This is a genomic window from Nonomuraea sp. NPDC052634, from assembly GCF_040678535.1.
GTDB classification, from domain to species: Bacteria; Actinomycetota; Actinomycetes; order Streptosporangiales; family Streptosporangiaceae; genus Nonomuraea; species Nonomuraea fastidiosa.
Genome location: NZ_JBFATY010000003.1, coordinates 358,593 through 383,561, shown reverse-complemented (window position 1 = coordinate 383,561; position 24,969 = coordinate 358,593). Strand labels below are relative to the sequence as shown.

Annotated in this window: 23 protein-coding genes and 1 tRNA gene; 12 read left to right on the top strand and 12 right to left on the bottom strand. The window is 71.5% G+C overall.

Going from position 1 to position 24,969, the window contains the following annotated elements; all coding sequences use genetic code 11:
* Window positions 1-2 precede the first annotated feature (2 nt).
* On the bottom strand, window positions 3-731 hold the full coding sequence (locus tag AB0K67_RS17690; RefSeq protein WP_364060540.1) for a phosphotransferase: 729 nt from the start codon (window positions 729-731) through the stop codon (window positions 3-5).
* A gap of 97 nt (window positions 732-828) precedes the next feature.
* On the opposite strand from AB0K67_RS17690, the gene AB0K67_RS17685 reads away from it, so the two are divergent.
* Window positions 829-1,197 (top strand): hypothetical protein, encoded by a 369-nt coding sequence (locus tag AB0K67_RS17685; RefSeq protein ID WP_364060537.1) that lies wholly within the window; start codon window positions 829-831, stop codon window positions 1,195-1,197.
* A 30-nt stretch (window positions 1,198-1,227) separates the two neighbouring features.
* Here AB0K67_RS17685 and AB0K67_RS17680 read toward each other — a convergent pair whose 3' ends face one another.
* Window positions 1,228-2,007: an aminoglycoside phosphotransferase family protein gene (locus AB0K67_RS17680; RefSeq protein ID WP_364060534.1), complete on the bottom strand. Its 780-nt coding sequence runs from the start codon at window positions 2,005-2,007 to the stop codon at window positions 1,228-1,230.
* A 226-nt stretch (window positions 2,008-2,233) separates the two neighbouring features.
* Window positions 2,234-2,305, bottom strand: a tRNA-Arg gene (locus AB0K67_RS17675).
* Window positions 2,306-2,388: 83 nt separating this feature from the next.
* Here AB0K67_RS17675 and AB0K67_RS17670 point away from each other — a divergent pair.
* The gene (locus tag AB0K67_RS17670) at window positions 2,389-2,811 is read left to right on the top strand and encodes a response regulator (protein WP_364060531.1); all 423 of its coding nucleotides are present in this window, start codon (window positions 2,389-2,391) and stop codon (window positions 2,809-2,811) included.
* A 149-nt stretch (window positions 2,812-2,960) separates the two neighbouring features.
* Here the strand turns inward: AB0K67_RS17670 and sigJ are convergent, their stop codons facing one another.
* Window positions 2,961-3,866, bottom strand: coding sequence for an RNA polymerase sigma factor SigJ (gene sigJ / locus AB0K67_RS17665; RefSeq protein WP_364060528.1), 906 nt, complete (start codon window positions 3,864-3,866; stop codon window positions 2,961-2,963).
* Window positions 3,867-3,995: 129 nt separating this feature from the next.
* Between sigJ and AB0K67_RS17660 the strand changes: the two genes are divergently transcribed.
* From AB0K67_RS17660 to dnaE, 3 genes are all read left to right on the top strand, one after another.
* Window positions 3,996-4,487, top strand: coding sequence for a carboxymuconolactone decarboxylase family protein (locus tag AB0K67_RS17660; RefSeq protein WP_364060525.1), 492 nt, complete (start codon window positions 3,996-3,998; stop codon window positions 4,485-4,487).
* Window positions 4,488-4,515: 28 nt separating this feature from the next.
* The gene (locus tag AB0K67_RS17655) at window positions 4,516-5,445 is read left to right on the top strand and encodes an aminoglycoside phosphotransferase family protein (RefSeq protein WP_364060522.1); all 930 of its coding nucleotides are present in this window, start codon (window positions 4,516-4,518) and stop codon (window positions 5,443-5,445) included.
* A gap of 231 nt (window positions 5,446-5,676) precedes the next feature.
* The gene (gene dnaE / locus AB0K67_RS17650; RefSeq protein WP_364060519.1) at window positions 5,677-9,231 is read left to right on the top strand and encodes a DNA polymerase III subunit alpha; all 3,555 of its coding nucleotides are present in this window, start codon (window positions 5,677-5,679) and stop codon (window positions 9,229-9,231) included.
* 45 nt (window positions 9,232-9,276) lie between these two features.
* Here dnaE and AB0K67_RS17645 read toward each other — a convergent pair whose 3' ends face one another.
* From AB0K67_RS17645 to AB0K67_RS17635, 3 genes are all read right to left on the bottom strand, one after another.
* A complete protein-coding gene (locus tag AB0K67_RS17645; protein WP_364060516.1) occupies window positions 9,277-10,587 on the bottom strand; it encodes an MFS transporter in 1,311 nt (436 codons plus the stop codon).
* 191 nt (window positions 10,588-10,778) lie between these two features.
* A complete protein-coding gene (locus AB0K67_RS17640; RefSeq protein ID WP_364060513.1) occupies window positions 10,779-11,222 on the bottom strand; it encodes a MarR family winged helix-turn-helix transcriptional regulator in 444 nt (147 codons plus the stop codon).
* A 128-nt stretch (window positions 11,223-11,350) separates the two neighbouring features.
* On the bottom strand, window positions 11,351-12,217 hold the full coding sequence (locus AB0K67_RS17635) for an alpha/beta hydrolase (protein WP_364060510.1): 867 nt from the start codon (window positions 12,215-12,217) through the stop codon (window positions 11,351-11,353).
* An 88-nt stretch (window positions 12,218-12,305) separates the two neighbouring features.
* On the opposite strand from AB0K67_RS17635, the gene AB0K67_RS17630 reads away from it, so the two are divergent.
* The gene (locus tag AB0K67_RS17630) at window positions 12,306-13,163 is read left to right on the top strand and encodes an SAM-dependent methyltransferase (protein ID WP_364060507.1); all 858 of its coding nucleotides are present in this window, start codon (window positions 12,306-12,308) and stop codon (window positions 13,161-13,163) included.
* Window positions 13,164-13,445: 282 nt separating this feature from the next.
* Here the strand turns inward: AB0K67_RS17630 and AB0K67_RS17625 are convergent, their stop codons facing one another.
* Entirely contained in the window at window positions 13,446-14,003 is a 558-nt protein-coding gene (locus AB0K67_RS17625; protein WP_364060504.1) for an NAD(P)H-dependent oxidoreductase, read from the bottom strand.
* A gap of 121 nt (window positions 14,004-14,124) precedes the next feature.
* Between AB0K67_RS17625 and AB0K67_RS17620 the strand changes: the two genes are divergently transcribed.
* The 4 genes from AB0K67_RS17620 (at window position 14,125) to otnC (ending at window position 18,012) form a co-directional block, all read left to right on the top strand.
* Complete coding sequence (locus AB0K67_RS17620; RefSeq protein WP_364060501.1) at window positions 14,125-15,087, top strand: AraC family transcriptional regulator; 963 nt, start codon at window positions 14,125-14,127, stop codon at window positions 15,085-15,087.
* Between the two features lie 53 nt (window positions 15,088-15,140).
* Complete coding sequence (locus AB0K67_RS17615) at window positions 15,141-16,031, top strand: hypothetical protein (RefSeq protein ID WP_364060498.1); 891 nt, start codon at window positions 15,141-15,143, stop codon at window positions 16,029-16,031.
* Between the two features lie 113 nt (window positions 16,032-16,144).
* Window positions 16,145-17,377 carry a 3-oxo-tetronate kinase gene (otnK, locus tag AB0K67_RS17610; protein ID WP_364060495.1) on the top strand — a complete coding sequence of 411 codons (1,233 nt, stop codon included), beginning with the start codon at window positions 16,145-16,147 and terminating at the stop codon, window positions 17,375-17,377.
* Window positions 17,374-18,012, top strand: a complete 639-nt coding sequence (otnC, locus tag AB0K67_RS17605; RefSeq protein WP_364060492.1) for a 3-oxo-tetronate 4-phosphate decarboxylase — start codon at window positions 17,374-17,376, stop codon at window positions 18,010-18,012. The genes otnK and otnC overlap by 4 nt, the downstream gene beginning before the upstream one ends.
* Window positions 18,013-18,100: 88 nt before the next feature.
* On the opposite strand, the gene AB0K67_RS17600 is transcribed toward otnC, so the two are convergent.
* The gene (locus tag AB0K67_RS17600) at window positions 18,101-20,890 is read right to left on the bottom strand and encodes an AAA family ATPase (protein WP_364060489.1); all 2,790 of its coding nucleotides are present in this window, start codon (window positions 20,888-20,890) and stop codon (window positions 18,101-18,103) included.
* Window positions 20,891-20,992: 102 nt separating this feature from the next.
* On the opposite strand from AB0K67_RS17600, the gene AB0K67_RS17595 reads away from it, so the two are divergent.
* Window positions 20,993-21,607: a LysE family translocator gene (locus AB0K67_RS17595; protein ID WP_364060486.1), complete on the top strand. Its 615-nt coding sequence runs from the start codon at window positions 20,993-20,995 to the stop codon at window positions 21,605-21,607.
* Window positions 21,608-21,612: 5 nt separating this feature from the next.
* Complete coding sequence (locus tag AB0K67_RS17590; protein ID WP_364060483.1) at window positions 21,613-22,173, top strand: TetR/AcrR family transcriptional regulator; 561 nt, start codon at window positions 21,613-21,615, stop codon at window positions 22,171-22,173.
* A gap of 123 nt (window positions 22,174-22,296) precedes the next feature.
* Here the strand turns inward: AB0K67_RS17590 and AB0K67_RS17585 are convergent, their stop codons facing one another.
* Genes AB0K67_RS17585 through AB0K67_RS17575 form a run of 3 tightly spaced genes read right to left on the bottom strand, consistent with a single transcriptional unit; the run spans window position 22,297 to window position 24,969 of the window.
* Window positions 22,297-23,493 (bottom strand): hypothetical protein, encoded by a 1,197-nt coding sequence (locus AB0K67_RS17585; protein ID WP_364060480.1) that lies wholly within the window; start codon window positions 23,491-23,493, stop codon window positions 22,297-22,299.
* Between the two features lie 9 nt (window positions 23,494-23,502).
* Entirely contained in the window at window positions 23,503-23,883 is a 381-nt protein-coding gene (locus tag AB0K67_RS17580; RefSeq protein WP_364060477.1) for a Rid family detoxifying hydrolase, read from the bottom strand.
* Between the two features lie 9 nt (window positions 23,884-23,892).
* The gene (locus AB0K67_RS17575) at window positions 23,893-24,969 is read right to left on the bottom strand and encodes an alanine racemase (RefSeq protein WP_364060474.1); all 1,077 of its coding nucleotides are present in this window, start codon (window positions 24,967-24,969) and stop codon (window positions 23,893-23,895) included.

Sequence of the window (24,969 nt, the reverse complement as noted above, 5' to 3'; positions counted from 1 at the left end):
CGTCACCGTTGAGCGCGCAGCACCGAGAGCTCAGGCCAGGGGTCGAAGCCGTGCTCGATCAGCCACGGCGTGGCCTGCAGGCAGCGCACCGCCCACCACCCGCGGATCACGTCGAGATCGACCTCACCGCCATAGCCCGCGATGACGTCGGGCAGCCGTTCCTCGTGACACAGGGTCAGGGTGGCGAGGTCGAACATCGCATCGCCCTGGCCGCCCTCCGACCAGTCGATCACTCCCGTCACCTCGTCGCCGTCCACGAACACGTGGGTGATCTGCAGGTCTCCGTGCACGAACACCGGCGTCCACGGCCGCAGCGCCGCCTCGGCGATCCGCCGGTTGCGCGTCACCACGTCCGCGCCCAGCACTTCGTTCGCGACCAGCCACTCGCAGGCGGCCTCCAGCTTCGGCAGGATCTCGTCGAGGCTCATGCCGACCCGCTCGGGCAGCGGCGCGTCGTGCAGTTTCCGTACGGCCGCGCCCGCCGCGGCCCACGCCGCCCGCGACGCCGCCGACGGCGCCTCCAGGCGGCCGAGCGCCTTACCCGGCAGGGCGGCCAGCGCCAGCACGGGCGGCTTGCGCCACAGGATCTCGGGAGTGGGGATCGGCGCCATGGCCATCGCCTCGACCTCGGCATCGATCCTGGCCTGATCGGCGTCGACCTTCAGGAACACGTCCCCGACCCGGAGGGTCGTACGCTCCTTATGGGCGACGACGACCTGAACCTCATCCACGTCGCCCATTGAACGCGACGAAGGGCGCGAACGTCGCCTCGTTTTTTCGCCGCCCGGCTAGGGTGAGGCTTTCGCCGCCCCGGCTAGGGTGGAGCCGATGTCGTGGACACTCGAAACGCCGGACGGCGCCTCGCTCGGCGTCAACGCGTGGAACTGGCGGCCGACCGTGGAACTGCTTGAGCGGGCCGGCATCATCGACGCCGAGACGGCCGGTTTGCTGGGCTGCAACATCGACGTGGAATTGTCCGGCGAGCAGGCCAGGCGCATCGCCGAATTCCTGGACACGTACCTCGCGGGCCTTCCCGGCGACGGCCGGGTCATGCTGGACGGCTCGACCACCACGGAGCCCGACACGTACGAACTGCACCGCGACGACCTCAGCCGCAACTACTCCGCGACGGCCGACTGGCTACGGACCTTCCGCGACTTCTGCCGCGCGGCGACGAACGGCTTCACCGTCGGCTGAGCGGACAGTCCGTGATTCGGCTTTTCCTCGTCAGCCGAGACAATCCTCCCCGCCGGATCCGATGCCCGTCACGTGCTGTTCCTGCCCATCGCGATGGACACCGTCTACCTCGCGACGTTCCCCACGATGATCATCCTGGGGCTGGCGTTCGCGCTCGCGTACGGACCGCTGACCATCGTCGCCACCGTCGACGCGGGAGATGTGCTCGCAAAGCTCCCCGAGCTCGAAGGCACGGTCACTGCGTCCGGAGTCTTCCCAGTCGATCAGCCGCACGCAGCGTTCGCGCTCGTCCCACATGGAGTTCGCCCGATTGCCGTCCGCCAGCCCGAGCACGGGCGGGAACGGGTTCGCGGTCAGCTTGTCGGGGTCCGCGGAGGCCAGCCATGCGGCCCCTGCTCGGAACGCCTCCAGCACCACGGGGTCGTCGCCGAGGCCGGGTCGCCTGCCGGCCAATGCCCTGGTCTTGTTCACCGCGACGGCGGGACCCCAAGGCGCGGGGGCGGCGGCTTCCACCGCGCTGACCGGGATCCGGTGCAACCGGGTGAGCGCGGCGGCCACCGCCTTGATCTGCTCGTCGGTGGCGCTCCGGCCCCGCAGGACCGTACCGGGCAGCCTGCTCATCGTGATCGCGGGAGGATGAGCGTCGAGCGCGGCTTCCAGCGGTACGGGCGCAAGGCCAGGCGCGTGCTCGGCGAGCAGCTTCAGAGCCGCCCACTCCCGGCCGGGTTCGCCCCGGCTCCACGAGACGTAGCGTTTGACGACGACGTGGTCTCGGATGTCGAGGCTGTGTGTGCACCGGCCAACCGTCATACGCCCGTCTCGCCTCCTCTTTCCGGAGTACGCGCTCCTCCAGGCATATCCAACGGGCGGGAGGGAAGAAGCCGAGACTACCGCCACGACCGGCGGCGACAGCGGAGGCAGGTCGGCTGGAACGGGCCGCCCCGGTGCCGGACCAGCACCTGCGCCCCATCGGGTGACACACCTCAGACAGCAGAAAGACCTGCCTTTCCGCAGGTCTTGAACCACAGATCGTGAGTGCCCCCTGCAGGATTCGAACCTGCGCACCCGGCTCCGGAGGCCGGTGCTCTATCCCCTGAGCTAAGGGGGCTCAACAGGTGATAAGGCTACCAGCATCCGAGGACCACTACGCACCAGATAACACTCCATGAACGCATCACGCGAAAACCACGCGTGACCGGCCAGCTACCGGTTAGCTTTGCGGCCGTGGGCGAGGCTCTTGGAAAAGTACTGGTCGTAGACGATGACGAGGTCATCCGTCAGCTCATCGCGGTGAACCTCAACCTGGAGGGGTTCGAGGTCGTCACCGCCACCGACGGGCAGGATTGCCTGGATCGGGTGCTGGACGTGATGCCCGACGTCATCACGCTCGATGTGATGATGCCGCACCTGGACGGGTGGACGACGGCGCAGAGGCTGCGGACGGACGAGGCCACCCGGCATATCAAGGTGGTGCTCATCACGGCCCGGGCGCAGGACGATGACAAGCTGCGCGGCAAGGGCATCGGGGTGGACGCGTATCTGACGAAGCCGTTCGATCCGGCCGAACTGATCCAGGTGGTACGGGATCTGGCGGCCGGGGCGGTCAAGAAGTGATCTCCAGCCGGTCCGGCACACCATCGAAACCAGCCGGTCCGGCACATCACCGAAATCCCGCCGGACCGGCACGCCAGCGATCTTCGGCCCGGCGGTGTGCTCCGCCCTGCCGGGCCGTCGCACCGCCGGGATGACACCACGACGCAGGGCTACGCGGTCCACGCCCTCAGCTTGTCGGGGTTGCGTACGGCCCAGATGTCCGTGATGCGGTCCCCCGCCACCTCGAAGGCCAGCACCGCCAGCATCTTGCCGTCCTGCTCGGCCACCAGCCCCGGCCGGCCGTTGACCATCCGCTCGCTGAACGCCAGCCCCGGCGTCATCTCCATGATCTCCAGCGCGTGGCGGGCGATCGCGTTGGCGCCCCTGATCGGCTCCAGCCTGGCCGGGACGCGGCCGCCGCTGTCGGCGGTGAGGGTGGCGGCGGGGTCGAGGAGGCCGATCAGGGCGGCGATGTCCTGGGTTTCCCACGCCTGCTTGAAGTTCCTGACCACGCCGGCGCGCTGCGCGTTGGAGGTGGCGGGGCGCTGGGCGGCGTTGATGCGGCGCCGGGCGGAGGTGGCGAGCTGGCGGCAGGCGGCGGGCGTGCGGCCGACGATCTCCGCGACCTCGGTGAAGGGGTAGCGGAAGACGTCGTGCAGGATGAACGCCACCCGCTCGGCGGGGGTCATCGACTCGAAGACGACGAGGAAGGCCATGCTGAGCGACTCGTCGAGGGTGACGCGGTCGGCGGGGTCGGCGGTGCCGTCGCCGACGGTGATCCAGTCGGTACGTTCGGGCACCGGCTCGGGGATCCACTCCCCCACGTAGCGCTCGCGGCGGACCCTGGCCGAGCCGAGTAGGTCGAGGCAGATGCGTCCGGCGACCTTGGTCAGCCACGCGGCCGGCACCTCGATGGCCTCCTGTTCCTCGCGCGACATGGCGTACCAGCGGGCGTAGGTCTCCTGGACGACGTCCTCGGCGTCGGACAGGGAGCCGAGCAGGCGGTAGGCGAGGCTGATGAGGTGGCGCCGCTCGCTGACGACGGCGGCGAGGCTCGGGTCGGACGGGCTGGTCATCGCATGGTCCCTCGGTACGGCGGTCCTTCACCAGGATGACGACACAGGGGCCGGGGATGTGAGGCTCACATCTCCCTCGGCTGCGTCGTCGGAGTCCCGTACGTTCACATATCCGAGGAAGGAAGCCTGATGTCTGCAGTCGAGCAGGGGCGGTCGCGGCTGCCCGATCCCGCCACGTTCATCCCCGAGGTGGGGGAGATCGCCGGGGCGATGGCGAGGGCCCTCATGAACGGCACGATCCCCAAGACGACCGTGCACCTGGTGCAGTTGCGTGCCGGGCAGCTCGTCGGCAACACGTACCACACGGTGCGGCAGACAGAGGAGTTGCGCGCGGCCGGTGAGACGGAGGAGCGGATCACGGCGGTGGCGTCGTGGCGGGACGCCCCCTATTTCACCGACGCGGAGAAGGTGGCGCTCGAGCTGGTGGAGGCGGTGCTGACCCCGAACCCGTCGGGGGAACGCGTCCCCGACGAGTTGTTCGCCAGGGCGGCCGCGCACTACGACGAGAAGGCGCTGTGGACGCTCATCGTGGCGATCGGCCAGATGTGCTTCTTCATCCCCGTGGCGCTCATCGCCAAGCCGGTGCCGGGGCGACCTATCGGGCAGAACTACACCGGCTGACCCGCCCTCAGGGCGGTACTGTGCCGGGATGATCCGAATCCCGGAGGCGTTCGCGCGGGGCACCATCGCGCGTGAGGGAGAGCCGGGCGCGGCGTGGATCGCCGAGCTGCCCGCGATCGTGGCCGAGCTGCTGGAGCGGTGGCGGTGCGCGCCGGACGGCGACGTGCTGCACGGGGAGGTGGGCGTCATCGTCCCCGTACGCCGCTCCGGCGGCCGGCCCGCGGTGATGAAGGTGTCGTTCCCGCACCCCGGCAACGTGCACGAGCCGGACGCGTTCGCGGCGTGGGGCGGGCGCGGCGCGGTGCTGCTGTACGAGCGGGCCGACGACCGCTACGCCATGCTGCTCGAACGGGCCCGGCCCCAGGCCCTCGCCGAGCTCGACGACGTGGACGAGATCGTGACGGTGGCGGGCGAGCTGAGCCGCCGCCTGGCCGTCCCCGCGCCGCCCGGCCTGCCCCACCTGCGGGAGCGGGCCGGGACCTGGGAGGCGGAGCTGCTCAAGGACGCGGCGGAGCTGCCGCACACCATGCCGCCGCGGGTGATCGACGCCGCCGTGGCGACCGTACGCGAGATGGCGGCCGACCAGCCCGACGTCCTCGTCCACGGCGACCTGCACGCGGGCAACATCCTGCGCGGCGAGCGGGAGCCGTGGCTGGCCGTCGATCCCAAGGGCGTCGCCGGTGACCCCGCCTATGACGTGGGTTCGCTGGTCAAGGCGCTGGTGCTGCAGCTCATGGCGGCCGGCGACCTGGCCAAGGCGCTACAGCGCGCGCTGGATGTGTTCGCCGAGTCGGCCGGGCTGGACCGCGCGCGGGTGGGGCGGTGGGCGCAGCTGCACGCGGTGCAGGGGGCGCTCCACGGGCGCCGGTGCGGCTTCGCGGCGTCGAGGGCGGGCGAGGTCGAGCTCGCCCCGCTGCTCGACCTGGCCGACGACCTGGCGGGGCTGCTGACGGAGTGACCGAGACGGCCGGCTTCGTACGGCCGGTGATGGCCCCGGCGAAGCGCACCTCGGGATGCTCCCCGGCCGCTGCCATCCTGGCCGCGAGATTTTCCGCGCCGGCACACCGCGGCTGACCTCCGCAGACCGCCGGAGAGCACCCCGTGAGGCCCCATCCGGGGGCTTCGAGTGGCGCCTGAGACGGCATAGGGTCGTGGGGTAGATCTGGCGGGGCGAGGTTTAGGGGACCGGGTGAGCAAGTCCTTCGTGCACCTCCACGTGCACACCGAATACAGCATGCTCGACGGCGCGGCGAAGCTGAAACCGCTGTTCAAAGAGGCCGAGCGGCTGGAGATGCCGGCCATCGCGATGAGCGACCACGGCAACATGTTCGGCGCGTACGAGTTCCAGAAGGTCGCCTCGGGCTCCCCGGTCAAGCCGATCATCGGCATCGAGGCGTACGTCGCGCCGGAGAACCGCTTCGTCAAGAAGCCGGTCTTCTGGGGCCAGCGCGCGGAGACCGGCGTGGCCGACGCCGAGGGCGGCAAGGACGTCTCGGGCGGCGGCCGGTTCACCCACATGACCATGTGGGCGAAGGACGCGGGCGGCCTGCGTAATCTGTTCCGGCTGTCGTCGCTGGCCAGCTTCGAGGGCTACTACTCCAAGCCCCGCATGGACAAGGACCTCATCTCCCAGTACGCCTCCGGCATCATCGCCACCACCGGCTGCCCGTCCGGCGCGGTGCAGACCAGGATCCGCCTCGGCCAGTACGACGAGGCCGTCAAGGTGGCCGCCGAATACCAGGAGATCTTCGGCAAGGAGAACTACTTCCTGGAGCTGATGGACCACGGCATCGACATCGAGCGCGAGGTCCGCCAGGACCTGCTGAAGCTGGCCAAGCAGCTCGACATCCCGCTGCTGGTCACCAACGACTCCCACTACGTCACCGAGGACCAGGCCGACGCGCACGACAGCCTCCTGTGCGTGGGCGTCGGCAAGAACAAGGACGACCCCAACCGCTTCCGCTTCAACGGCTCCGGCTACTACCTCAAGTCGGCCGAGGAGATGTACCGCCTCTTCCCCGAGCTGCCGGAGGCGTGCGAGAACACGCTGCTGGTCGCGGAGATGATCGGCGACTACGGCGAGGTGTTCGCGCACGTCGACCGGATGCCCGACTACCCCGACGTGCCCGAGGGCGAGACGCAGGAGTCGTGGCTGCGCAAGGAGGTCGAGCGCGGCCTGGAGATGCGCTACGGCTCCCCCATCCCGGCCGAGGTGATGGAGCGCTACGAGACGGAGATGAAGGTCATCGGCCCGATGGGCTTCTCCTCGTACTTCCTCGTGGTGGCCGACATCTGCAGGTACGCGCGCGACAACGGCATCCCGGTCGGCCCCGGCCGAGGCAGCGCCACCGGCTCGATCGTCGCGTACGCCACCCGCATCACCGAGCTGGACCCGCTGGAGCACGGCCTGCTGTTCGAGCGCTTCCTCAACCCCGAGCGCATCAACCCGCCCGACATCGACCTCGACTTCGACGACCGCCAGCGCGACCGCATGGTGGCCTACGTCACCCAGAAGTACGGCAGCGAGTACACCGCCCAGGTCAACACGTTCGGCACCATCAAGGCGAAGGCCGCCGTGAAGGACGCGAGCCGCATCCTCGGCTACCCGTTCGCCATGGGCGACAAGATCACCAAGGCGATGCCGCCCGACGTCATGGGCAAGGGCGTGCCGCTCGCCGACCTGTTCAACGAAGACCACCCCCGCTACGTCGAGGGCACCGAGATCCGCGCCCTGTACGAGTCCGACCCCGACGTGCGCAAGGTCATCGACACCGGGCGCGGCATCGAGGGCCTGATCCGCGGCACCGGCGTGCACGCGGCGGCGGTCATCCTGTCGTCGACGCCGCTGCTCGACCTGATCCCGATGCACATGCGGGACAAGGACGGCGTGGTCATCACCGGGTTCGACTACCCGTCCTGCGAGGACATGGGCCTGGTCAAGATGGACTTCCTGGGCCTGCGGAACCTGGGCATCATCGACCACGCCATCCAGATCATCAAGCAGAACCGCGGCATCGAGCTCGACACGCTCACCATCCCGCTCGACGACGCCAAGACGTACCAGCTCATGGCGAGGGGCGACACGCTGGGCGTGTTCCAGCTGGACGGCGGGCCCATGCGCTCGCTGCTGAAGCTGATGGAGCCGACCCGGTTCGAGGACATCGCGGCCGTGCTCGCCCTCTACCGGCCCGGCCCGATGGCGGCCAACGCCCACACCAACTACGCCCACCGCAAGAACGGCCGCCAGGACATCGAGCCGATCCACCCCGAGCTGAAGGAGGCGCTCGACCCGATCCTCGGCCCCACCTTCCACCTGCTCGTCTACCAGGAGCAGATCATGGCGGTGGCGCGGGAGCTGGCCGGCTACTCCCTCGGCGGCGCCGACCTGCTGCGCCGCGCCATGGGCAAGAAGAAGCCGGAGATCCTGGCCAAGGAGTTCGAGAACTTCCAGGCGGGCATGCGCGGCAACGGCTACTCCGACGAGGCCATCCAGGCGCTGTGGGACGTCATGCTGCCGTTCTCCGGCTACGCGTTCAACAAGTCCCACACCGCCGGCTACGGCCTCGTCGCGTACTGGACCGCCTACCTCAAGGCCAACTACCCCGCCGAGTACATGGCGGCCCTGCTCACCTCCGTCGGCGACGACAAGGACAAGGCGGCCGTCTACCTCGCCGAGTGCCGCAAGATGGGCATCCAGGTGCTGCCGCCCGACGTCAACGACTCCCAGCTCGACTTCGTCGCCGTCGGTGACACCCAGGTCCGCTTCGGCATGGGCGCCGTGCGCAACGTCGGCGAGAACGTCGTGGACGGCATCATCAAGGCCCGCACCGACAAGGGCCGCTTCACCGACTTCAACGACTTCCTCGCCAAGGTGCCGCTGACCGCCTGCAACAAGAGGGTCATCGAATCGCTCATCAAGGCGGGCGGGTTCGACTCGCTCGGCCACCCGCGCAAGGGCCTGATGATGATCCACGAGCAGGCCGTGGAGTCCGTCATCGACATCAAGAAGAACGAGGCCCACGGCCAGGACTCGCTCTTCGGCGGCCTCGCCGACGACGGCGACGACGAGATCTTCACCATCGCCGTCCCCGACGGCGAGTGGGACAAGAAGACCAAGCTCGACTTCGAACGCGAGATGCTCGGCCTGTACGTGTCCGACCACCCCCTGGCCGGCACCGAACGCCTGCTCGCCCGCAACCGCGACACCACCATCGCCGACCTGCTCGACAGCGGCCGCGAGGACCGCGGCGACGTGCAGGTCGCCGGCCTCGTCACCAAGGTCGACCGGCGGGTCAACAAGGCGGGCAACACCTGGGCGATCATCACCGTCGAGGACATGGACGCCGCCATCGAGTGCCTGTTCTTCCCGCGCAACTACGAGCTGTACGGACCCGAGCTGCGGCCCGACATCGTGGTGTCCGTACGCGGGCAGATCAACAACCGCGACGGCGCCATCAGCGTCTTCGCCCAGGACATGACGCTCATCGACGTCTCCGGCGTCAACAGCGAGAACGGCGCGCCGATCACGCTGCAGATGCGGGAGGAGCGCATCACGCCCGGCCTGCTCGACGAGCTGCGCCAGGTGCTCAAGACCCACCAAGGGCAGGTGCCGCTGCAGATCAACCTGCGGCGGCCGGCGGGCAAGACGATGGTGCTGGCGCTGCCGGATTGGCCGGTCAACGCGGCCCCCAGCTTCGCCGCCGACATCAAGGCCCTCCTGGGCCCCGAGTCCATCTCGCTCTGACCGCGCGACCGCCCGCGCCGTCCTCCACGGGGACGGCGCGGGCGGTCAGGTGCCGACGCGGGTCAGGGAGCGGTCGGCGAGCGTCAGGGACAGCAGCAGGGCGGCGACCACCGCCAGCAGGACGCTGAGGCCATGCAGGCCCGACGTGGTGGCGCCGTGGCGGTAGAAGACGGCGTTGGCGGCGGCGGCCAGCAACGCGCCGATGTACATGAAGGTGCGCAGCAGCCCGGCGGAGGAGCCCATGCGGGCGGGGTCGGCCTGGGCGTAGAGGGCGTTCTGGTTGCCCAGACCGATGAGCCCCTGCGAGATGCCGAGGACGCCGCCGATGATCAGCAGCAGCCAGACCGGGCTGGAGGCGTGCAGGCCGAGCAGGGCGAGGCAGCCGGCGATCTGCGTGGCGGCGCCGACCACGAGCTTGGCGCGCACCTTCGCGCTTCTGCCGGCGATCGCGGTGGCGATGATCGCGGTCGCCGACAGGGGCAGCAGGAGCAGCCCCGCATGCGACGGGCTCAGCCCGCGGCTCTCTTCCAGCCACTGGCTGAAGGCGTAGAGGAAGGCGTAGCTGGTGGTGAAGGCCAGCACCTGGCGTCCGTACGTGGCGAGCAGCGCGGCGTTGCCGCGCAGCACCCGCAGGTCGATGAACGGCTCCGCGCGGCGCAGCTCCCACCAGGCGAACCCGGCGCCCAGCACGGCCGCGATCGCGACCAGGTAGAGGTGCGCGCCGCCGGGCTCCATCAGGAACAGCATGAACGCGGTGAGCATCCCGGCGAACCCCGCCATCCCAGGTAGGTCCAGCCCCTGACCCGGGTGGGTGCGCAGCTCGGAGCGCTTGGGCAGCAGCAGCGTGCCCAGCACCAGGCAGGCGAGGGCGAGCGGCACGTTGACCGCGAAGATCAGGTGCCAGCCGCCGAGGCCGATCAGCAGGCCGCCGAGCGTCGGGCCGACGACCGAGATGACCTGGTTGCTGATGGACAGCAGGGCGAGCACACCGCCGGGGTTGCGCAGCCCCGTACGCTCGGCCTCGCTGCGCAGCAGGAACATCGAGGCCGGGTACGCGGCGCACGTGCCGAGGCCGAGCAGCACCCGGGAGGCGATGAGGACGCCCAGGTTCGGCGCGAACATCGCCATCAGGCCCGCGATGCCGACCAGCGCGGTGCCCAGCAGGTAGAGCAGGCGCGGGCCGTACATGTCGACCAGCCGCCCGATCACCGGCTGGCCGACGGCGGTGGCGAGGTAGAGGCCGGTGACCAGCCACGCCGTCTCCGAAGGCGGCGCGCCGAACGCCGCGCCGATCGGGATCAGTGCGACGGCGAGCATCGACGAGTTGATCGGGTTCAGGATCGAGCCGAGGATCATGGGCGCGATCAGCCGCCGGTCGAAGCCCCGCCGCCCATTCCGCGACCGGCCATGCGCCCGCTGCTCGGCCTCACCGGCGCCATCCGACCGGCCATGCTCTGGCTCTCCGGTCCCGTCCGTACCGCCCCACCGGCCATGCTCCGGCTCTCCGGGGCCGTCCGCGCCGCGCCGCGTCTCTCCGGCTCCCTCCTTCACGAGTGTGCGACCTCGTCCAGCAGGGCCATCGCTGTGATGACGGCGCGGATCTGCTCCTCGCCGCCCCGCTCGCGCAAGGCTGCGGCCAGCCAGGCTTGGCGGGCCTCTCTGTCGCCCTGGCGGCGGGCGGTGCCGAGGTCGGTCAGTGTGATGACCTGGCGCCGGCCGTCTGCGGGGTCGGGGTTGCGTTCGACCAGGCCGGCCTGTTCGAGGGAGGCGACGATCTTGGCCATCGACTGCGGCCTGACGCGTTCTGCGGCGGCCAGTTCGCTGGCGGAGGCGGGGCCGTGCTTGGCGAGCCGGGTGAGGACCGACGACTGCGCCGGGGACAGACCGCCCTCCGACGGCAGGGCCTCCAGCCTGCGGCGCAGGCGGCCCAGCACCACCCACACCTCGGCCGCGGCCCGCGACGCAAGGTCCGATTCATCCCCGAAAGTCACCTTTTCACCCTAAAATGGGCAGCCTGAGCTGTGCAACTGAGGGTGTTCAGTTCAGGCTGCCCATCGGAGGCCCGACGAGAAAGGGCTCGTCCACGGAGCTCGGACCAGAAGGTCCTCGCCCAGAGGGCTCAGGCGGGAAGGTCCTCGCGCAGGAAGGACGTGACGGCGGCCAGCCAGCGTTCCGGCTGGTCCACGTGGGCCATGTGGCCGGCCTCCTCCAGGATCACCGCGCGGGCCGACGGGATGAGCACGCTCGCCTCCTCGGCCAGCGCGACGGGGAACGTCATGTCCTGCCGGCCGTGCAGCAGCAGGATGGGCACGCCCAGCTCGGCCAGCCGCCGGGCGGCGTCGTCGATCCGCGCGGACGGCAAAGACCCCGCCTGCCAGGCGCGCAGCCACTCGCCCGAGAAGCGTACGGCGGCCAGGCGCTCGCGATAGCCGTCCAGCATCTCCGCCCGCCACACGTCGGCCTCGGCCCCGGCGTACGCCGCCGCCCTGGTCAGCTCGGGCCCGGTCAGCGTGGACTCCGACCACACGCGGCGCTCGGCGGCCGTCCGGCGCTCACGCTCCGCCCAGCCGTCGTAGGCGTCCTTCGGCACCGGCGGCACGCTGCTCGACGCGATCACCAGGCGGCGTACGCGGCCGGGAGCGAGCACGGCGAGCCGCTGCGCGAGCAGGCCGCCGTACGAGAACCCGAGCACGTCGGCCTGCGCCAGGCCGAGGGCGTCGAGCAGCGCGACGAGGTCGCCGGTGGCCGCGGCGGGCGTGTAGTGGTGAACGGCCAGGCCCTGGGTGGAGCGCCCGCAGCCCCGTAGATCCGGAAATATCACGTCGTGGTGGTCGGCGAGCCGCACCAGCGGCTCCCGCAGATAGCTGTGATCCCAATCAGGCCCGCCATGGATCACCAGCAGCGGCGAACGCCCCGGCCCGGGACCGGTCCTGGTCACGAAGAGCCGTACGTCCGGGTTCTGGCCGACGTCAAGGTGATCTTCCACAATCATCCACTTCTGCCGTTCGACGCCCCGCGTTACGATGCCGTTGATCTCCGAGTCAACCACCATGAGTCGGCCGACGTGAGGTGCCATGGGTGAGAACGGAAAGATCACGGAGCCGAGCGACGCCGGCGACCCGCCGGTGCCACCCGGGATCGACCCGACCGTCCCCAGCATCGCCCGCGTCTATGACTACTTCCTCGGCGGCAAGGACAACTACGCGGTGGACCGCAAGGTGGCCGAGGAGGCGCTGAAGATCGCGCCGGACGCGCGCGAGGCGGGCCGGGCCAACCGTACGTTCCTGCGCCGCGCCGTCGAGTACATGACGGCCGAGGCCGGCATCCGCCAGTTCCTCGACCTCGGCTCCGGGCTGCCGACGCAGGGCAACGTCCACGAGATCGCGCAGGCCATCGCCCCCGAGGCGCGCGTGGTGTACGTCGACAACGACCCGGTCGTGCTGGCCCACGGCCGGGCGCTGCTGGCCACGAACGACGTCACCACCGTCGTCGACGGCGACATCCGCAGGCCCGCCGAGATCCTGGAGAACCCCGAGGTGCTGGAGTTCATCGACTTCAGCAAGCCGGTCGGGATGCTGCTGGTGTCGGTGCTGCACCACGTCAACGACGACGAGGACCCCGAGGGGATCATGAAGCGGTTCCGCTCGGTGCTCGCGCCGGGCAGCCACCTGGCCATCGTGCACTTCCACAACCCGGGCGACGAGCACCCCGAGGCGTCCGAGATCGCCATCGAGGCCGAGCGGGACTTCAACCGCAACCTCGGCACCGGCCGCTGGCGCACCCGCACGGAGATCGCCGGGTACTTCGGCGACATGGAGCTGATCGAGCCCGGCCTGGTGCCGCTGGCGGACTGGCATTCCGAACCTGAAGACCTCATCCGCCAGGACGTGACCCGCTACAACGTGCTGGCCGGCGTGGGTCGCCGCCGCTGACCGGCCCAGCCGTACCACGGCGCCCCGCGTCCCCGCGCACGCCGGCCCTGAGCCGGTGCGCCCTGCCCCCTCCTCCCTGCGGCAGGGCGCACCTCCCCCCTGCCCGCCGGGCCGGACACCGTCCCGCAGCTCGACCGCGCCCGGCCCGGCGGGGGCCACGGTGATCCTGGTCACCGGCACGGGCACGGTCTGCCCCGGCTCTTCCGGGCCCGGTCCTGTCATCAGGATCGTTTCCGTAGAGGGGGCAACTGTCCGGATAGATACATAGATACGTCTTTGCGGTCATCCTCTCAGCGACTGCAGCGCGGACCCCCATGCCAGCAGCTGGTCGAGCATGAGGTTCAGCCGCTCCTCGTGCTGCGGGGCGGGCCGGAAGTCGGTGAAGTTCTCGAAGTCGGTGGCGACGGAGAGCGCGACGTACGCCTGCACGGTCGCCACCTGCACCGTGGACAGGATGTCGCGCAGGTGCCCGACGGAGCGCACGCCTCCATCGACCCCGTAGCTGACGAAGCCGGCCGCCTTGTCGGCCCACTCGTTGTACAGGAAGTCGATCGCGTCCTTGAGCGCGCCCGGGATCGAGTGGTTGTACTCGGGCGTCACGAACACGTACGCGTCGAGCGGCGCGATGGCCGCCGACCAGCGCTTGGTGTGCTCGTGCTGGTAGACGCCGGCGGCCGCCGGAGTCTGCTCGTCCAGGTGGCGCAGGTCGAAGTCCCGCAAGTCGAGCAGCCGGTACTCGGCGTCGCCACGCTTGGTCGCAAGCTCGTGCACCCAGCGCGCCACCGCCTCGCCGTTGCGGCCTGGACGGGTGCTGCCCACGATGATGCCCACCTTCGGCATGGCAACGTTCCTCTCAGCAAGGTGTCGGTACGCCGACCACCGTAGGCGGGCGATGGTGAGATGGTGAATGCGCTGTCGTCCATGATTTATACGTCATCGTCCACAGACTTAGACTGCTCGCATGGATGTCCTGAGCGACGTGGTCGCCCTGATGCGGACCGGACGGCCGGTCTCCGCGCGCGTCTCCTGGCGCGCCCCCTGGGGACAGACGTTCCCCTCCGCGCCCGGCTCGGCGAGCTTCCAGATCGTGCTGCGCGGTTCCTGCTGGTTCGTCCCCAGCGAAGGGGAGCCCATCCCGCTCAGCGTCGGCGACGTGGTGTTCCTCCCGCACGGCGACTCGTACGGGCTCACCGACGACCCCGAACGGCCGCTGCCGCCGCCCACCGGCTGCCGCCACGACGACCCCGAGCTGTTCACCTCGGCCGGAGTCGGCGGCAGCGGGGCCGAGACCGTCACCCTCGTCTGCGGCTACCGGCTCGACCCCCGCCTGGCGCACCCGATCCTGCGCTCGCTGCCCCCGGTGATCCATCTGACCGCGACGCTCGGCTGCCACCCCGAGCTGCGGGCGGCCGTCGAGCTGCTGGCCGGGGAGATCGACAACCCGCGCCTCGGCGCGGACACCATCGTGACGTCCCTGCTCGACGCGGTGCAGCTCTACGTGCTGCGCGCCTGGTTCACCTCCGGCGAGGTCTGCACGCACGGGGGCTGGGCCGCCGCGCTCGCCGACCCGGCCGTCGGGCGGGCGCTCGACGCCATGCACCGCGCCCCCGAGCGCCGCTGGACCGTCGAGTCGCTCGCCTCCCAGGCGGGCCTGTCGCGGGCCGGGTTCGCCCGCCGCTTCAGCGAGCTGGTGGGACAGCCGCCGCTGGCGTACCTGACGTGGTGGCGGCTCGCCACGGCGGCGCGGCTGCTGGTCGAGTCGGACGCGCCGGTGTCGGAGATCGCCGCGCGCGTGGGTTACGGCTCGGAGTTCGCCTTCGGCAACGCGTTCAAGCGCGCGTACGGCCTCGCGCCCGGCCGGTTCCGCCGCCGCCACGCCCTGGCCCCCGCCGCCGGCACCGGCCGAAGCATCGCCGCACGATGACGATTGGTGGGGTCTTTGGGGCGGATGGTAATGGCCTGCACCAGAATGGGGGGATGGCATACCCTCCACAGCCGCAGCCCCAGCAGCCCGGCCCATGGGGCGGCGCACCAGGCCAGGGTGCGCCGCAAGGGTACGGCCCGCAGCAGTCACCCTCCGGCCCTCAGCAGCCGACCCAGCAGCTCCACTCCCCGTACGGGCCCGCCACCCAGCCGGCCTACGAAGGCTCACCGTACGGCCAGGGCGGCCCTGCCTACGGGCCCCCGCCCGCGTATCCGAGCGGCTCCGGCACCGGCAACAAGATCGCGGCGGTGGTGTTCACCCTGATGGGGCTCACCGTGGCGGGCATCATCGGCATCCTCGTCTACCTCTTCACGTCCATGGACGACAAGATCGACGAGATCGCCCTGCCCGTCTCCACGCCCAGCGCGCGGACGCCGCAGCCGTCGCAGACGCCGTCCCCGTCGACGACCGTGCCGGAGCCCGGCTCCCCCATCACGGCCGACGAGTTCGGCGACTGGAACTTCATGATGGGGACGGCCAAGTTCCGGGCGGACAAGGTGGCCGGCTGGACCTACGACTCCTGCACCCCGGTGGACGGCAAGGAGCGCGTGCTGCGCGCGAACAGGTGCGAGCGCGCGGTGCAGCTCGCGTACTCGGCCTACAAAGGCCACCTCAAGGCGGTCACGCTCCTCATGCAGTTCCCCACCGACCAGGCCGCCAAGACCACGGCCGACCGCCTGGCCAAGCTCTCGTCGAACGCGATCAGGTGGCGCCATGACAAGGCGCACTCCGAGTACGTCTACGGCAAGATCCTCTCGGGCGCCTCGAAGAAGTACGTGGTCGTGACCATCGTGACCGCCGATAGGACGGCCGAGAAGAAGGCCCGGAGCTTCCACGGGTACCTGCAGGCCGATCACGAGGCCGCCTTCCTGTTCCGCGACTAGACCATCACGAGCTGACATATCCGAAGGAGTTCCGCCCCATCGTCACTGATCCACTTTTGCGCCGATAACGTCGGCTTTATGTTCGACCACCTCCCCCGCACCGAGAGGCGTCCATGATCGGTGCCATCGCCGACGACTTCACCGGCGCCACCGACGTGGCCGTGGCCATGCGCCGCCGCGGCCTGCGTACCGTCCTGTACTTCGGGCTGCCGCCACAGGGCACCGAGCCGCCCGAGCACGACGTCGTCGTGATCGCGCTCAAGACCCGTACGATCCCCAAAGCCGACGCGGTGGCGCGGACGCTGCGCGCGCTGCGCTGGCTGCGGGCGCACGGCGCGGCGCAGCAGGTCTACTTCAAGTACTGCTCGACGTTCGACTCCACCCGCGACGGCAACATCGGCCCGGTGCTCGACGCGCTGGCCGACGCCATGGAGGTGCCGCTGGTCGCGATGACGCCGAGCTCTCCCGAGCACGGCCGCACGCAGTACAACGGCTACCTGTTCGTCGGCGACGTGCTGCTCGGCGAGTCGCACATGCGGCACCATCCGCTCACGCCGATGACCGACTCGTACCTGCCACGGCTGCTCGAGGCGCAGAGCGCCTACCGGGCGGGTGTCGTGACGCTCGACCAGGTCCGCGGGCACGTGGTCGAACAGCGGCTGGCCGAGCTGCGCGAGCACGGCGTGCGGTACGCGTTCGTGGACGCGCTGGACGACTCCGACCTGGAGGTGTCGGGGCGGGCGCTGGCGGGAGCGCGGCTGGTGGCGGGCGCGGCGGGGCTGGCCGGCGGGCTGGCGGCGGCGCACGCGCGCACCGGTGGCGGCGAGCCGCCCGCGCCCGCGCCCTCCGGGGTGGCCGCGGTGCTCGCAGGGAGCTGCTCGGCCCGTACGTTGGAGCAGGTCGCGGCCATGATCGAGGCGGGCAGGCCGGCGTACCGGCTGGACGCGCTGACCGACCGCGACCCGGTCTCGCTGGCCCGCGGCGCCCTGGCCTGGTACGACCACCTGCCGCCCGGCTCGGGGGCGCCCCTCATCTACTCCTCGCTCGAACCGGCGGCGCTGCGCCGCGTCCAGCAGATCCTCGGCACCGAACGCTCGGCCACGATCCTGGAGCACGCGCTCGGCGACATCGCGCGCGGCCTGGTGGAGCGGGGCGTCACGCGGGTGATCTCGGCGGGCGGCGAGACTTCGGGCGCGATCGTGAGCGCGCTCGGCGTGCCGGGCGGCATGATCGGCGCGGAGGCGGCGCGCGGCGTGCCGTGGATCCACACCCCGGACGGCCTGTCGCTGCTGCTCAAGTCCGGCAACTTCGGCGAACCCGACCTGCTGGTGGAGGCGTCCCGATGACATCACCGGAATTCGACGGGCAGCGCCGGGAGATCATCGCCGCCGCCCGCTCCCTGTTCGCGCGCGGCCTCACCCACGGCAGTACCGGCAATCTGTCCGTACGGGTCGGCGACCGCGTGCTCGTCACCCCGACCGGCTCCAGCCTGGGCACGGTCGAGGCCGCCGACCTGTCGCTGATCGACCTGACCGGCGCGCACGTGGCCGGGCCCAAACCGTCGAAGGAGGCGTTCCTGCACGCCGCGCTCCTGCGGGCCAGGCCGGACGCGGGCGCGGTGGTGCACACGCACTCCACGTACGCCGCCGCCGTGTCGTGCATGGACGGGCTGGACCCCGACGACGCGCTGCCGCCGCTGACCGCGTACTTCGCGATGCGGGTCGGGCGGCTGCCGCTGCTGCCCTACTACGCGCCGGGCGATCCGGCGCTGGGCCCGGCAGCCGAGGAGAAGGCGCGCACGCACCGGGCGCTGCTGCTGAGCAACCACGGCCCGATCGTCGCGGGCAAGACGCTCGGCGCGGCCATGGACGCCGTGGAGGAGCTGGAGGAGACGGCCAAGCTCTTCCTCCTCCTGCGCGGCCTGCCCACCCGCCCGCTCACCCCGGAGCAGCGTGAAGCTCTCGCCGATCCGCGCACGTGATCGTCGCTCTGGCTCCATGGTCCCGGCTCCGCGGAACAGGAGATGCTCCTGACCGCGGAGCCGGCCGGCTGACCGGGCGTGCGCCGTGTCAGGGCAGCAGGCCCAGACGGCGGGCGGTGGCGGCGGCCTGGGTGCGGGTTGAGACGCCGAGCTTGCCGAGGATGTTGGACACGTGGACGCTCACCGTCTTCTGTGCGATGAACAGCCGCTCGGCGATCTCCCTGTTGGTCAGCCCCTCGGCCACCAGCCGCAGCACCTCGATCTCCCGCGCGGTCAGCCGCCCCTCGGCCGGCTCAACGGCCGCCCCCGCCCGGGGCTCGCCCGCACGGGAGCCGCCGCCGGCGGCGATGCCGAAGCGGGCGCGACGCCCGAAGTCGAGCAGCGCGTTCTCCAGCGGCACGGCCCGCAGCTTGCCCGCGACCTCCCTGGCCGCCTCCCACTCCGCCTGGGCCGCCTCGCGGTCGCCCGCCGCGAGCAGCGCCTCGGCGAGCCGCCAGCGGGCGCGCGCGGCCTCGTACACGAAGCCGTAGTCGAACGCCTCGACGACCTTGCGGCACAGCTCGACGTCGAGCCGCCCGTGCACGCGGTGCCACTCGGCCTCGACGCGCAGCGTCCACGCCCGCCCCTCGGGGCCGAGGTGCCCGCCACCGCCGGTGGGGCCGTGCTCGGCGGAGAGCCTGGCCTGGGCGCGCAGCTCGTCGGCGCCCTCGGTGGTGCCCAGCTCGGCCAGCGCCCACAGCCCGATGGCGGCGATGCGGACGTTGCCGGCGTCGCCGGGCTGCTGCGCCGCGAGCACCGCGCGTACGTGGTCGAGCGCGGTGGCGGGGTCGCCGTGCCACAGCGCGTGCTCGGCGGCCAGCCCGCGCGACATGTAGGAGGCGAGCGCGTCGGACCAGAACGGCCGCAGCCAGCTCAGCCGCGACTCGACCGCGGGCAGGCCGCGCGCCACCTCGATGAACAGCGCGAACGACGACAGGATGGCCTCGGGGACCGTGCCGACCCTGGCCCCGAACCCGGCCGCCATGGTCTCGGCCGCGTCCCACTCGCCGGCGACGTAGTGGATGAGGAAGCGCAGGAAGCGCAGGTCAGTGCCGTACGTGCTCCACATGAGCCCGGTCTCGGACGCCAGGCGGATGCCGTCGTCGGCCACCTCGGCGGCGTGTTCGAGCACCCCCTGCTCGTAGTGGATGCGGGCGTGGTGGAAGCGGGCCCGCAGGTCCATGGCGAGATCGCCGGTGGGCCCCGCCATGGCCCGGTCGACCAGGTCGTGAGCCCGGTGCATGTCGCCGGCCACCTCGGCGTAGACGGCCAGCGTGAGCAGAGCGCCGACCTCGGCGTCTCTGGCCCCGGCCGCGCGGGCGAGCTCCAGCGCCCGGGTGGCCAGCTCCTCGGCCTCGTGATGGCGCGGGCTCCACAGCAGGGTGCGGGCGTAGGTGGCCATGGCGCGGGCGAGCGTCGCGGGCTCGCCCGCGCTCTCGACGGCGCGCTCGGCCACCTCAACCGCCGCGTCCTCGTCGTTCATCTCGTAGAGGTAATAGGCGAGCCGCTCGCACACCTCGGACGTCTGCGGCAGCACGCGGAGCTGCGTCACCGCGCGGTGCTTGTCGCCGCTGTCGGCCGCCATGACCGCGCTGCGGAACGCCAGCTTCACGCGGCTCTCCCCGGCCAGCCGCTCGGCGTCGTCGACCCGCTCCCACAGCGACAGCGCGCGGTCGTAGTGGCGGTGGGCCTCGGCGGGCGCGCCGACCCGCTCGGCCTCCCTGCCCGCCTCGACGGAGGCCGCGAGCGCGCCCGGCAGGTCATGGCCGGCCAGATGGTGGTGCGCCAGCTCGGCGGGCGAGGTGAGCAGGCGGGCGAAGGCGGCGTGGAGGCGGGTGCGCTCGCCCGGCAGCAGGTCGTTGTAGACGGCCTCCTGGAGCAGCGCGTGGCGGAAGGCGTAGCCGTGGCCGCGCACTTTGAGCAGGCCGCGCGAGACGATTTCCCTGACCGCCTCCTCGAACTCGGCGAGCGGCAGCCCCGACACCTCGCGCAGCAGCTCGTCCTCCACCCTGCGCCCGGCCACGGCGGCGGCGCGCAGCACCCGCTGACCGGCCTCCGACAGCACCTCGACCCTGGACAGCAGCAGACCGGCCAGCTCGTCGGGCAGGTCGTCGCCCTCGGCCATGGCGGCATAAAGCTCTTCGGCATAGAACGGGTTGCCGTCGGCGCGGGAGACGATGAGCCCGAGGCTCTGGGCGTCGATGTCGCCCAGCGTGGCGACGTAGTCGGCCATCTCGCCGTCGCCCAGCGGCCCGAGCTCCACGCTCGTCACCGTGGGCAGGCGCTTGAGCTCGGCCAGAACGGGCCTGAGCGGGTGGCGGCGGTGCAGGTCGTCGGTGCGGTAGGTGCCGACCACGCACACCCGCTCGCTCTGCAGCATGCGGCTGAGGAAGACCAGCAGGTCGCGGGTGGACCGGTCGGCCCAGTGCAGGTCTTCGATGACGAACAGCACCGGCTGCACGTCGGCGAGCAGCCCGAGCAGTGAGCCGAACAGCCGCTGCTGGGTGAGCCCGGTGGCGGGCGCGCTCTCCGTGCCGGGCAGTAGCTGGCCCAGCATGGGGTGGGCGGCGGCGGCCTCGCGCACGGCCGGCTCGGCGCTGCGCAGCGCGTCGGCCAGCGGCAGGTAGGGCAGCGCGTCGCCCAGCTCGGCGCACTGGCCGACCAGGACGTGGAAGCCGCGCGAGCGGGCCTCGGCGACCAGCTCGGCGGCCAGCCGGGTCTTGCCGATGCCGGCGTCGCCGCCGACGAGCGCCACACCCGCCACGCCGTCGGCGGCCGAGCTGAGCGCTCGCAGCAGTCCGGCCAGCTCAGCGGCTCGCCCGACGAAAAGACCTGTCACGCCTGCAAACTATGCCATTTTCCACCGACAGCCGATTGGTCCACGGGACCGCCCGGCGATTGGCCCTCCTGGCCGGACCAAACCGGGCCTAGATTGCTCCCCGTGATTGATCCGACGACGTTCGCCGTCTTCCTGACGGTCAGCATCACTGTGGTCCTGATCCCCGGGCCCAACCACCTCTACATCACCGCACGCGGGCTCTCCCAGGGCCGGGCGGCCGGTCTGGCCAGCGCGTTCGGCGTGGAGACTGGCACGCTCCTGCACATCGCGGCCGCCGCCGCGGGCCTGTCGTACGCGATCGCGCAGTCCGCCACGCTGTTCTCGATCATCAAGTGGGCGGGCGTCGCCTACCTCGTCTACCTGGGCGTGCGCGCGTTCACCGGCAAGGAGCAGCAGGCCGGCGCGCCCGAGCCGCAGCCGCTGCGCAAGGTGTTCCTCGAAGGACTGCTGGTCAACGTGCTGAATCCCAAGGTGGCGCTGTTCTTCCTGGCGTTCCTTCCGCAGTTCGTCGACCCCCGCGCGGGCTCGCCCGCGCTGCAGGTGGTGGTGCTCGGCCTCACGCTGCTGCTGGTCGGCCTGATCTCTGATGTCGCGTACGCCGTCACCGCCGGTGCGATCGGCCGCCGCCTCACCCGAGCGGCCAAGCCCATGCGGTACGCCAGCGGCGGCGTCTACCTCGCCTTGGGCGTGCTCACGGCGTTCGCCGCGCGAGAATAGCCTCCATGGCGCCCAGGAAGCAGCGGGAGATCTTCGACGCGACCCTGCGGCTGGTGGCCGAGCGGGGCTATGACGGGCTGACCGTCGAGGGGGTCGCCGAGCGCTCCGGCGTCAACAAGACAACGATCTACCGCTGGTGGCCGTCGAAGGCGGCGCTGCTGGGTGCGGCGCTGGTGGAGTCCGACGTGCTCGGCTTCGCCGTGCCCGACACGGGGAGCCTGCGCGGTGACCTGATCGCCCTCGTGGAGGGCGTACGGCGGCTGCTGACCGAGCCGCCGGGCAGCGACATCGCGGTGGCCGCGCTCGCCGCCGCCGTCCGGCACCCCGAGCTGGACGGGCGGCGGTTCTTCGCCGACCGGTTCGCCAAGGAGCGGGAGATCTTCGAGCGCGCCGCCCGCAGGGGCGAGCCCGCCGCGTCCGCCGACCCGCTGCTGATCATGGACCTGCTCGCCGGGGCGGTGTGGATGCGGGCGGTGCTGCGCGGCATGAAGGTCGGCGACGACTTCGCCGCCGAGGCCGTCGCCCTGGTCCTCGACGGCGCGTCACAGGTCGCGGAGCGCCCGTAGCTCGCTGACCACCTCGGCGCCGGGAGGCGGCGGCCATGTTCGGCGGCCATGTTCGGCGGCCATGTTCGGCGGCCATGTTCGGCGGCCATGTTCGGCGCCCAGGCCGCCCCGGCGAGCCGAGCGTCAGGGGGTCTCGGACAGCGCGGCCGGGATGCGGTCGAGCACCGGGTACGGCACCAGCCCGTACGCGTAGAAGTCGATCGCCATCGCGCCGGCCGCCTTCGCGCCCCGCGCCTTGGCCACCAGCCGGTCGGTGGAGTCGCTGTCGGGATGGCCCGGCCGCAGCACCGCGCGCACCTCGCGGTCCTTGCCCACCGAACGCAGGTAGGCGGCGACGTCGTCGGCCACCCGCGCCGCGTCGCGCGCGTACGCGAGCACGCCGAACGCGGGCACGAGGTCGCCGAGCGCCACCAGGTCGACGCCGAACTGCCAGGCGTCGTGGGCGGCCAGGCCGGGGGTGGGCAGGCCGTCGGCGTACCCCTTGACCGCACCCGTGGAGTCGATGAACACCAGCTTCGAGCCCTCATCGGCCACCGCCGATGCCACCTCGGACACCAGCGTGGTGACGGTCTCGGAGCGGGCGCGGGCGTAGGCCACCACGTCGGGCCCCGCGTACGCGGTCAGCGCCGCCCTCGTCACCTCGCCCTGCGCGGGCGGGTCGCCGTCGAAGACGCCGCCCACGATGCGCGCGCACTCCTCGCGCGCCACCTCGGCGTCGACGCCGAGGTCGGTGGCCCGGCGCATGCAGTAGTCGCAGAAGCAGAGCCCGAACAGGTAGGCGTCCATGGGCCCGAGCGGCACGAAGGAGCGCTGCGGCTTCAGCGGCCTGAAGTGCAGCGACTCGGCCACCACGCTGTCGGCGCCGAGCCTGGCCACCGCCCTGGCCAGCGCGACCGCGTACGCGCGCACGTCGGGGTGGGCCGGGCACAGGTCGGTGAGCGAGCCGCGGTCGCCGAAGCAGTCGCGCACGGTCACGTCGGGGTGTTCGGTGCCTAGCGTGGCGTTGCGCAGGAAGACCGTCCAGGCGTGCAGCTTCAGCGACCGTTTCGCGCACGCCTCGGCGAGCCCGTCGAGCGCGTCGGTGTAGCCGGGGACGGGCCGCAGCCGCAGCCCGTCGAACAGCTCGGGCGGCGGCGTGAAGTGGGCGCCGTCGTGGCGCAGGGTCAGCCGGGACAGCCCGTGGGGGGTGACGTCGCGGGAGGCGTGGTGGACGGCGCCGAGGGTGACGCCGGACACGCCGTAGCCGCTGATCCTGTCGAGCACCCGCTCGACGCCCTCGCCGCGCAGGTCCTCGACGAAGACGTACACCGAACTGTCCACAGCCGCACCTCAGGCGCTCTTGTGCGCGACGAAGTCGATCTCGACGAGGATGTCCATCAGCTCGGAGCCCACGGTGGTGCGCACCGGGTAGGGCGGGGTGAAGTAGGACTTGTAGACCTCGTTGTAGGCGGCGAAGTCGCGCTTGACGTGCTGGAGGTGCACGGTGGCCTTGATGACGTCGTCGTAGCCGAGGCCGTGGGCGGCGAGGATGGCGCCGAGGTTGCGCATCACCTGGTGGGTCTGGGTGGCGACGTCGTCGCCGACGATTTCGCCGGTGTGGGGGTCGAGCGGGCCCATGCCGGAGGTGAAGACGAAGTCCCCGACCACGAGCCCTTGGGAGTAGGCGCCGACCGGGGCTGCGCCCTCCGTGGTCCTGAGCTCCTTTTTCACGAGATCTCCCTAGAAGTTGGTGCGTATCGTGCCAACGACACGGTAATCCCGGTCCACCAGCGGCAGCACGCGCCACTTGTCGAAGGCCGTGCAGGGATGGGAGATGCCGAAGGCCAGCAGGTCGCCGGGCTTGAGCCCGGCGGCGCGTACCACGGTGTGCTGGTCCTGCATCTTCAGGATCGTCACGCCGCCCCTGCGCGGGATCGGCAGGCCCTCGTCGTAGGGGGCGTCGCGCTTGCCCATGCCGACGATCGCGAGGTCCGGCTCGGGCGTGGACAGCACGTGCGCCCACACCTCCAGCGCCGGGCGCAGCTCGCCGTCGATGCGGTTGAACGGCGTGCGCTCGCGGTAGAAGCCGTCGTCGTGGGTGACGTACGCGCCGCTGCGCAGCAGGATGCGGGCCTGGGTGGCGACCAGCTCGCGGCCGATCACGTCGAACCACTGGCTGCCGCCGACGGTCAGGATGGGACGTTTGAGCCGGACGTACTCGACGGCCTCCTGCAGCGCGGCCAGATATTTCCGGACTTCTTCGGCGCTCTTCAGGCCGCCCTCGTAGCCCGCCACCCCGGCCAGCTCGACGCCGGGCGTGCGCTGCGCGTACGCGGCCACCTCCAGCAGCCGCTCCAGCGAGCGGCAGCCGGCCCGCCCGCCCTCGTGGCCCAGCTCCACCAGCACCGGGAACGGCCGCGCGCCCGCATGGCGGGCGAGGATGTCGATGGCGGCCTCGGAGTCGGCGAAGCTCAGCAGCTCGAACGCGGGGTCGCGGTCCAGCTCGGCCGCCGCCCAGGCCAGCCCCGCCGGATCGACCACCTGGTTGGCCACCATGACGCGGCCGACGCCGAAACCCCTGACGGTCCTGGCCTGCTTCAGCGTCGCCACCGTGAGCCCCCACGCCCCCGCGGCGAGCTGCATCGCGGCGATCTCCGCCGACATGTGCGTCTTGGCGTGCGGCGCCAGCTCCATGCCGTGATCGCGGACGAACGCGGCCATCGTGGCGACGTTGTGCTCCAGCGCGTCGCGGTGCACCAGCATCGCGGGAAACTCCAGGCCGCCGTCGAAGACCGACTGACCGAGGATCGCCGGCAC

Bases quoted from the DNA above. Each gene is read 5' to 3' on its own strand.
- AB0K67_RS17685 (WP_364060537.1), top strand. From the start codon at position 829: ATGTCGTGGACACTCGAAACGCCGGACGGCGCCTCGCTCGGCGTCAAC.
- AB0K67_RS17680 (WP_364060534.1), bottom strand. From the start codon at position 2,007: ATGACGGTTGGCCGGTGCACACACAGCCTCGACATCCGAGACCACGTC.
- sigJ (WP_364060528.1), bottom strand. From the start codon at position 3,866: ATGACCAGCCCGTCCGACCCGAGCCTCGCCGCCGTCGTCAGCGAGCGG.
- AB0K67_RS17660 (WP_364060525.1), top strand. From the start codon at position 3,996: ATGTCTGCAGTCGAGCAGGGGCGGTCGCGGCTGCCCGATCCCGCCACG.
- AB0K67_RS17655 (WP_364060522.1), top strand. From the start codon at position 4,516: ATGATCCGAATCCCGGAGGCGTTCGCGCGGGGCACCATCGCGCGTGAG.
- AB0K67_RS17645 (WP_364060516.1), bottom strand. From the start codon at position 10,587: ATGATCCTCGGCTCGATCCTGAACCCGATCAACTCGTCGATGCTCGCC.
- AB0K67_RS17630 (WP_364060507.1), top strand. From the start codon at position 12,306: ATGGGTGAGAACGGAAAGATCACGGAGCCGAGCGACGCCGGCGACCCG.
- AB0K67_RS17625 (WP_364060504.1), bottom strand. From the start codon at position 14,003: ATGCCGAAGGTGGGCATCATCGTGGGCAGCACCCGTCCAGGCCGCAAC.
- AB0K67_RS17620 (WP_364060501.1), top strand. From the start codon at position 14,125: ATGGATGTCCTGAGCGACGTGGTCGCCCTGATGCGGACCGGACGGCCG.
- AB0K67_RS17615 (WP_364060498.1), top strand. From the start codon at position 15,141: ATGGCATACCCTCCACAGCCGCAGCCCCAGCAGCCCGGCCCATGGGGC.
- otnK (WP_364060495.1), top strand. From the start codon at position 16,145: ATGATCGGTGCCATCGCCGACGACTTCACCGGCGCCACCGACGTGGCC.
- otnC (WP_364060492.1), top strand. From the start codon at position 17,374: ATGACATCACCGGAATTCGACGGGCAGCGCCGGGAGATCATCGCCGCC.
- AB0K67_RS17590 (WP_364060483.1), top strand. From the start codon at position 21,613: ATGGCGCCCAGGAAGCAGCGGGAGATCTTCGACGCGACCCTGCGGCTG.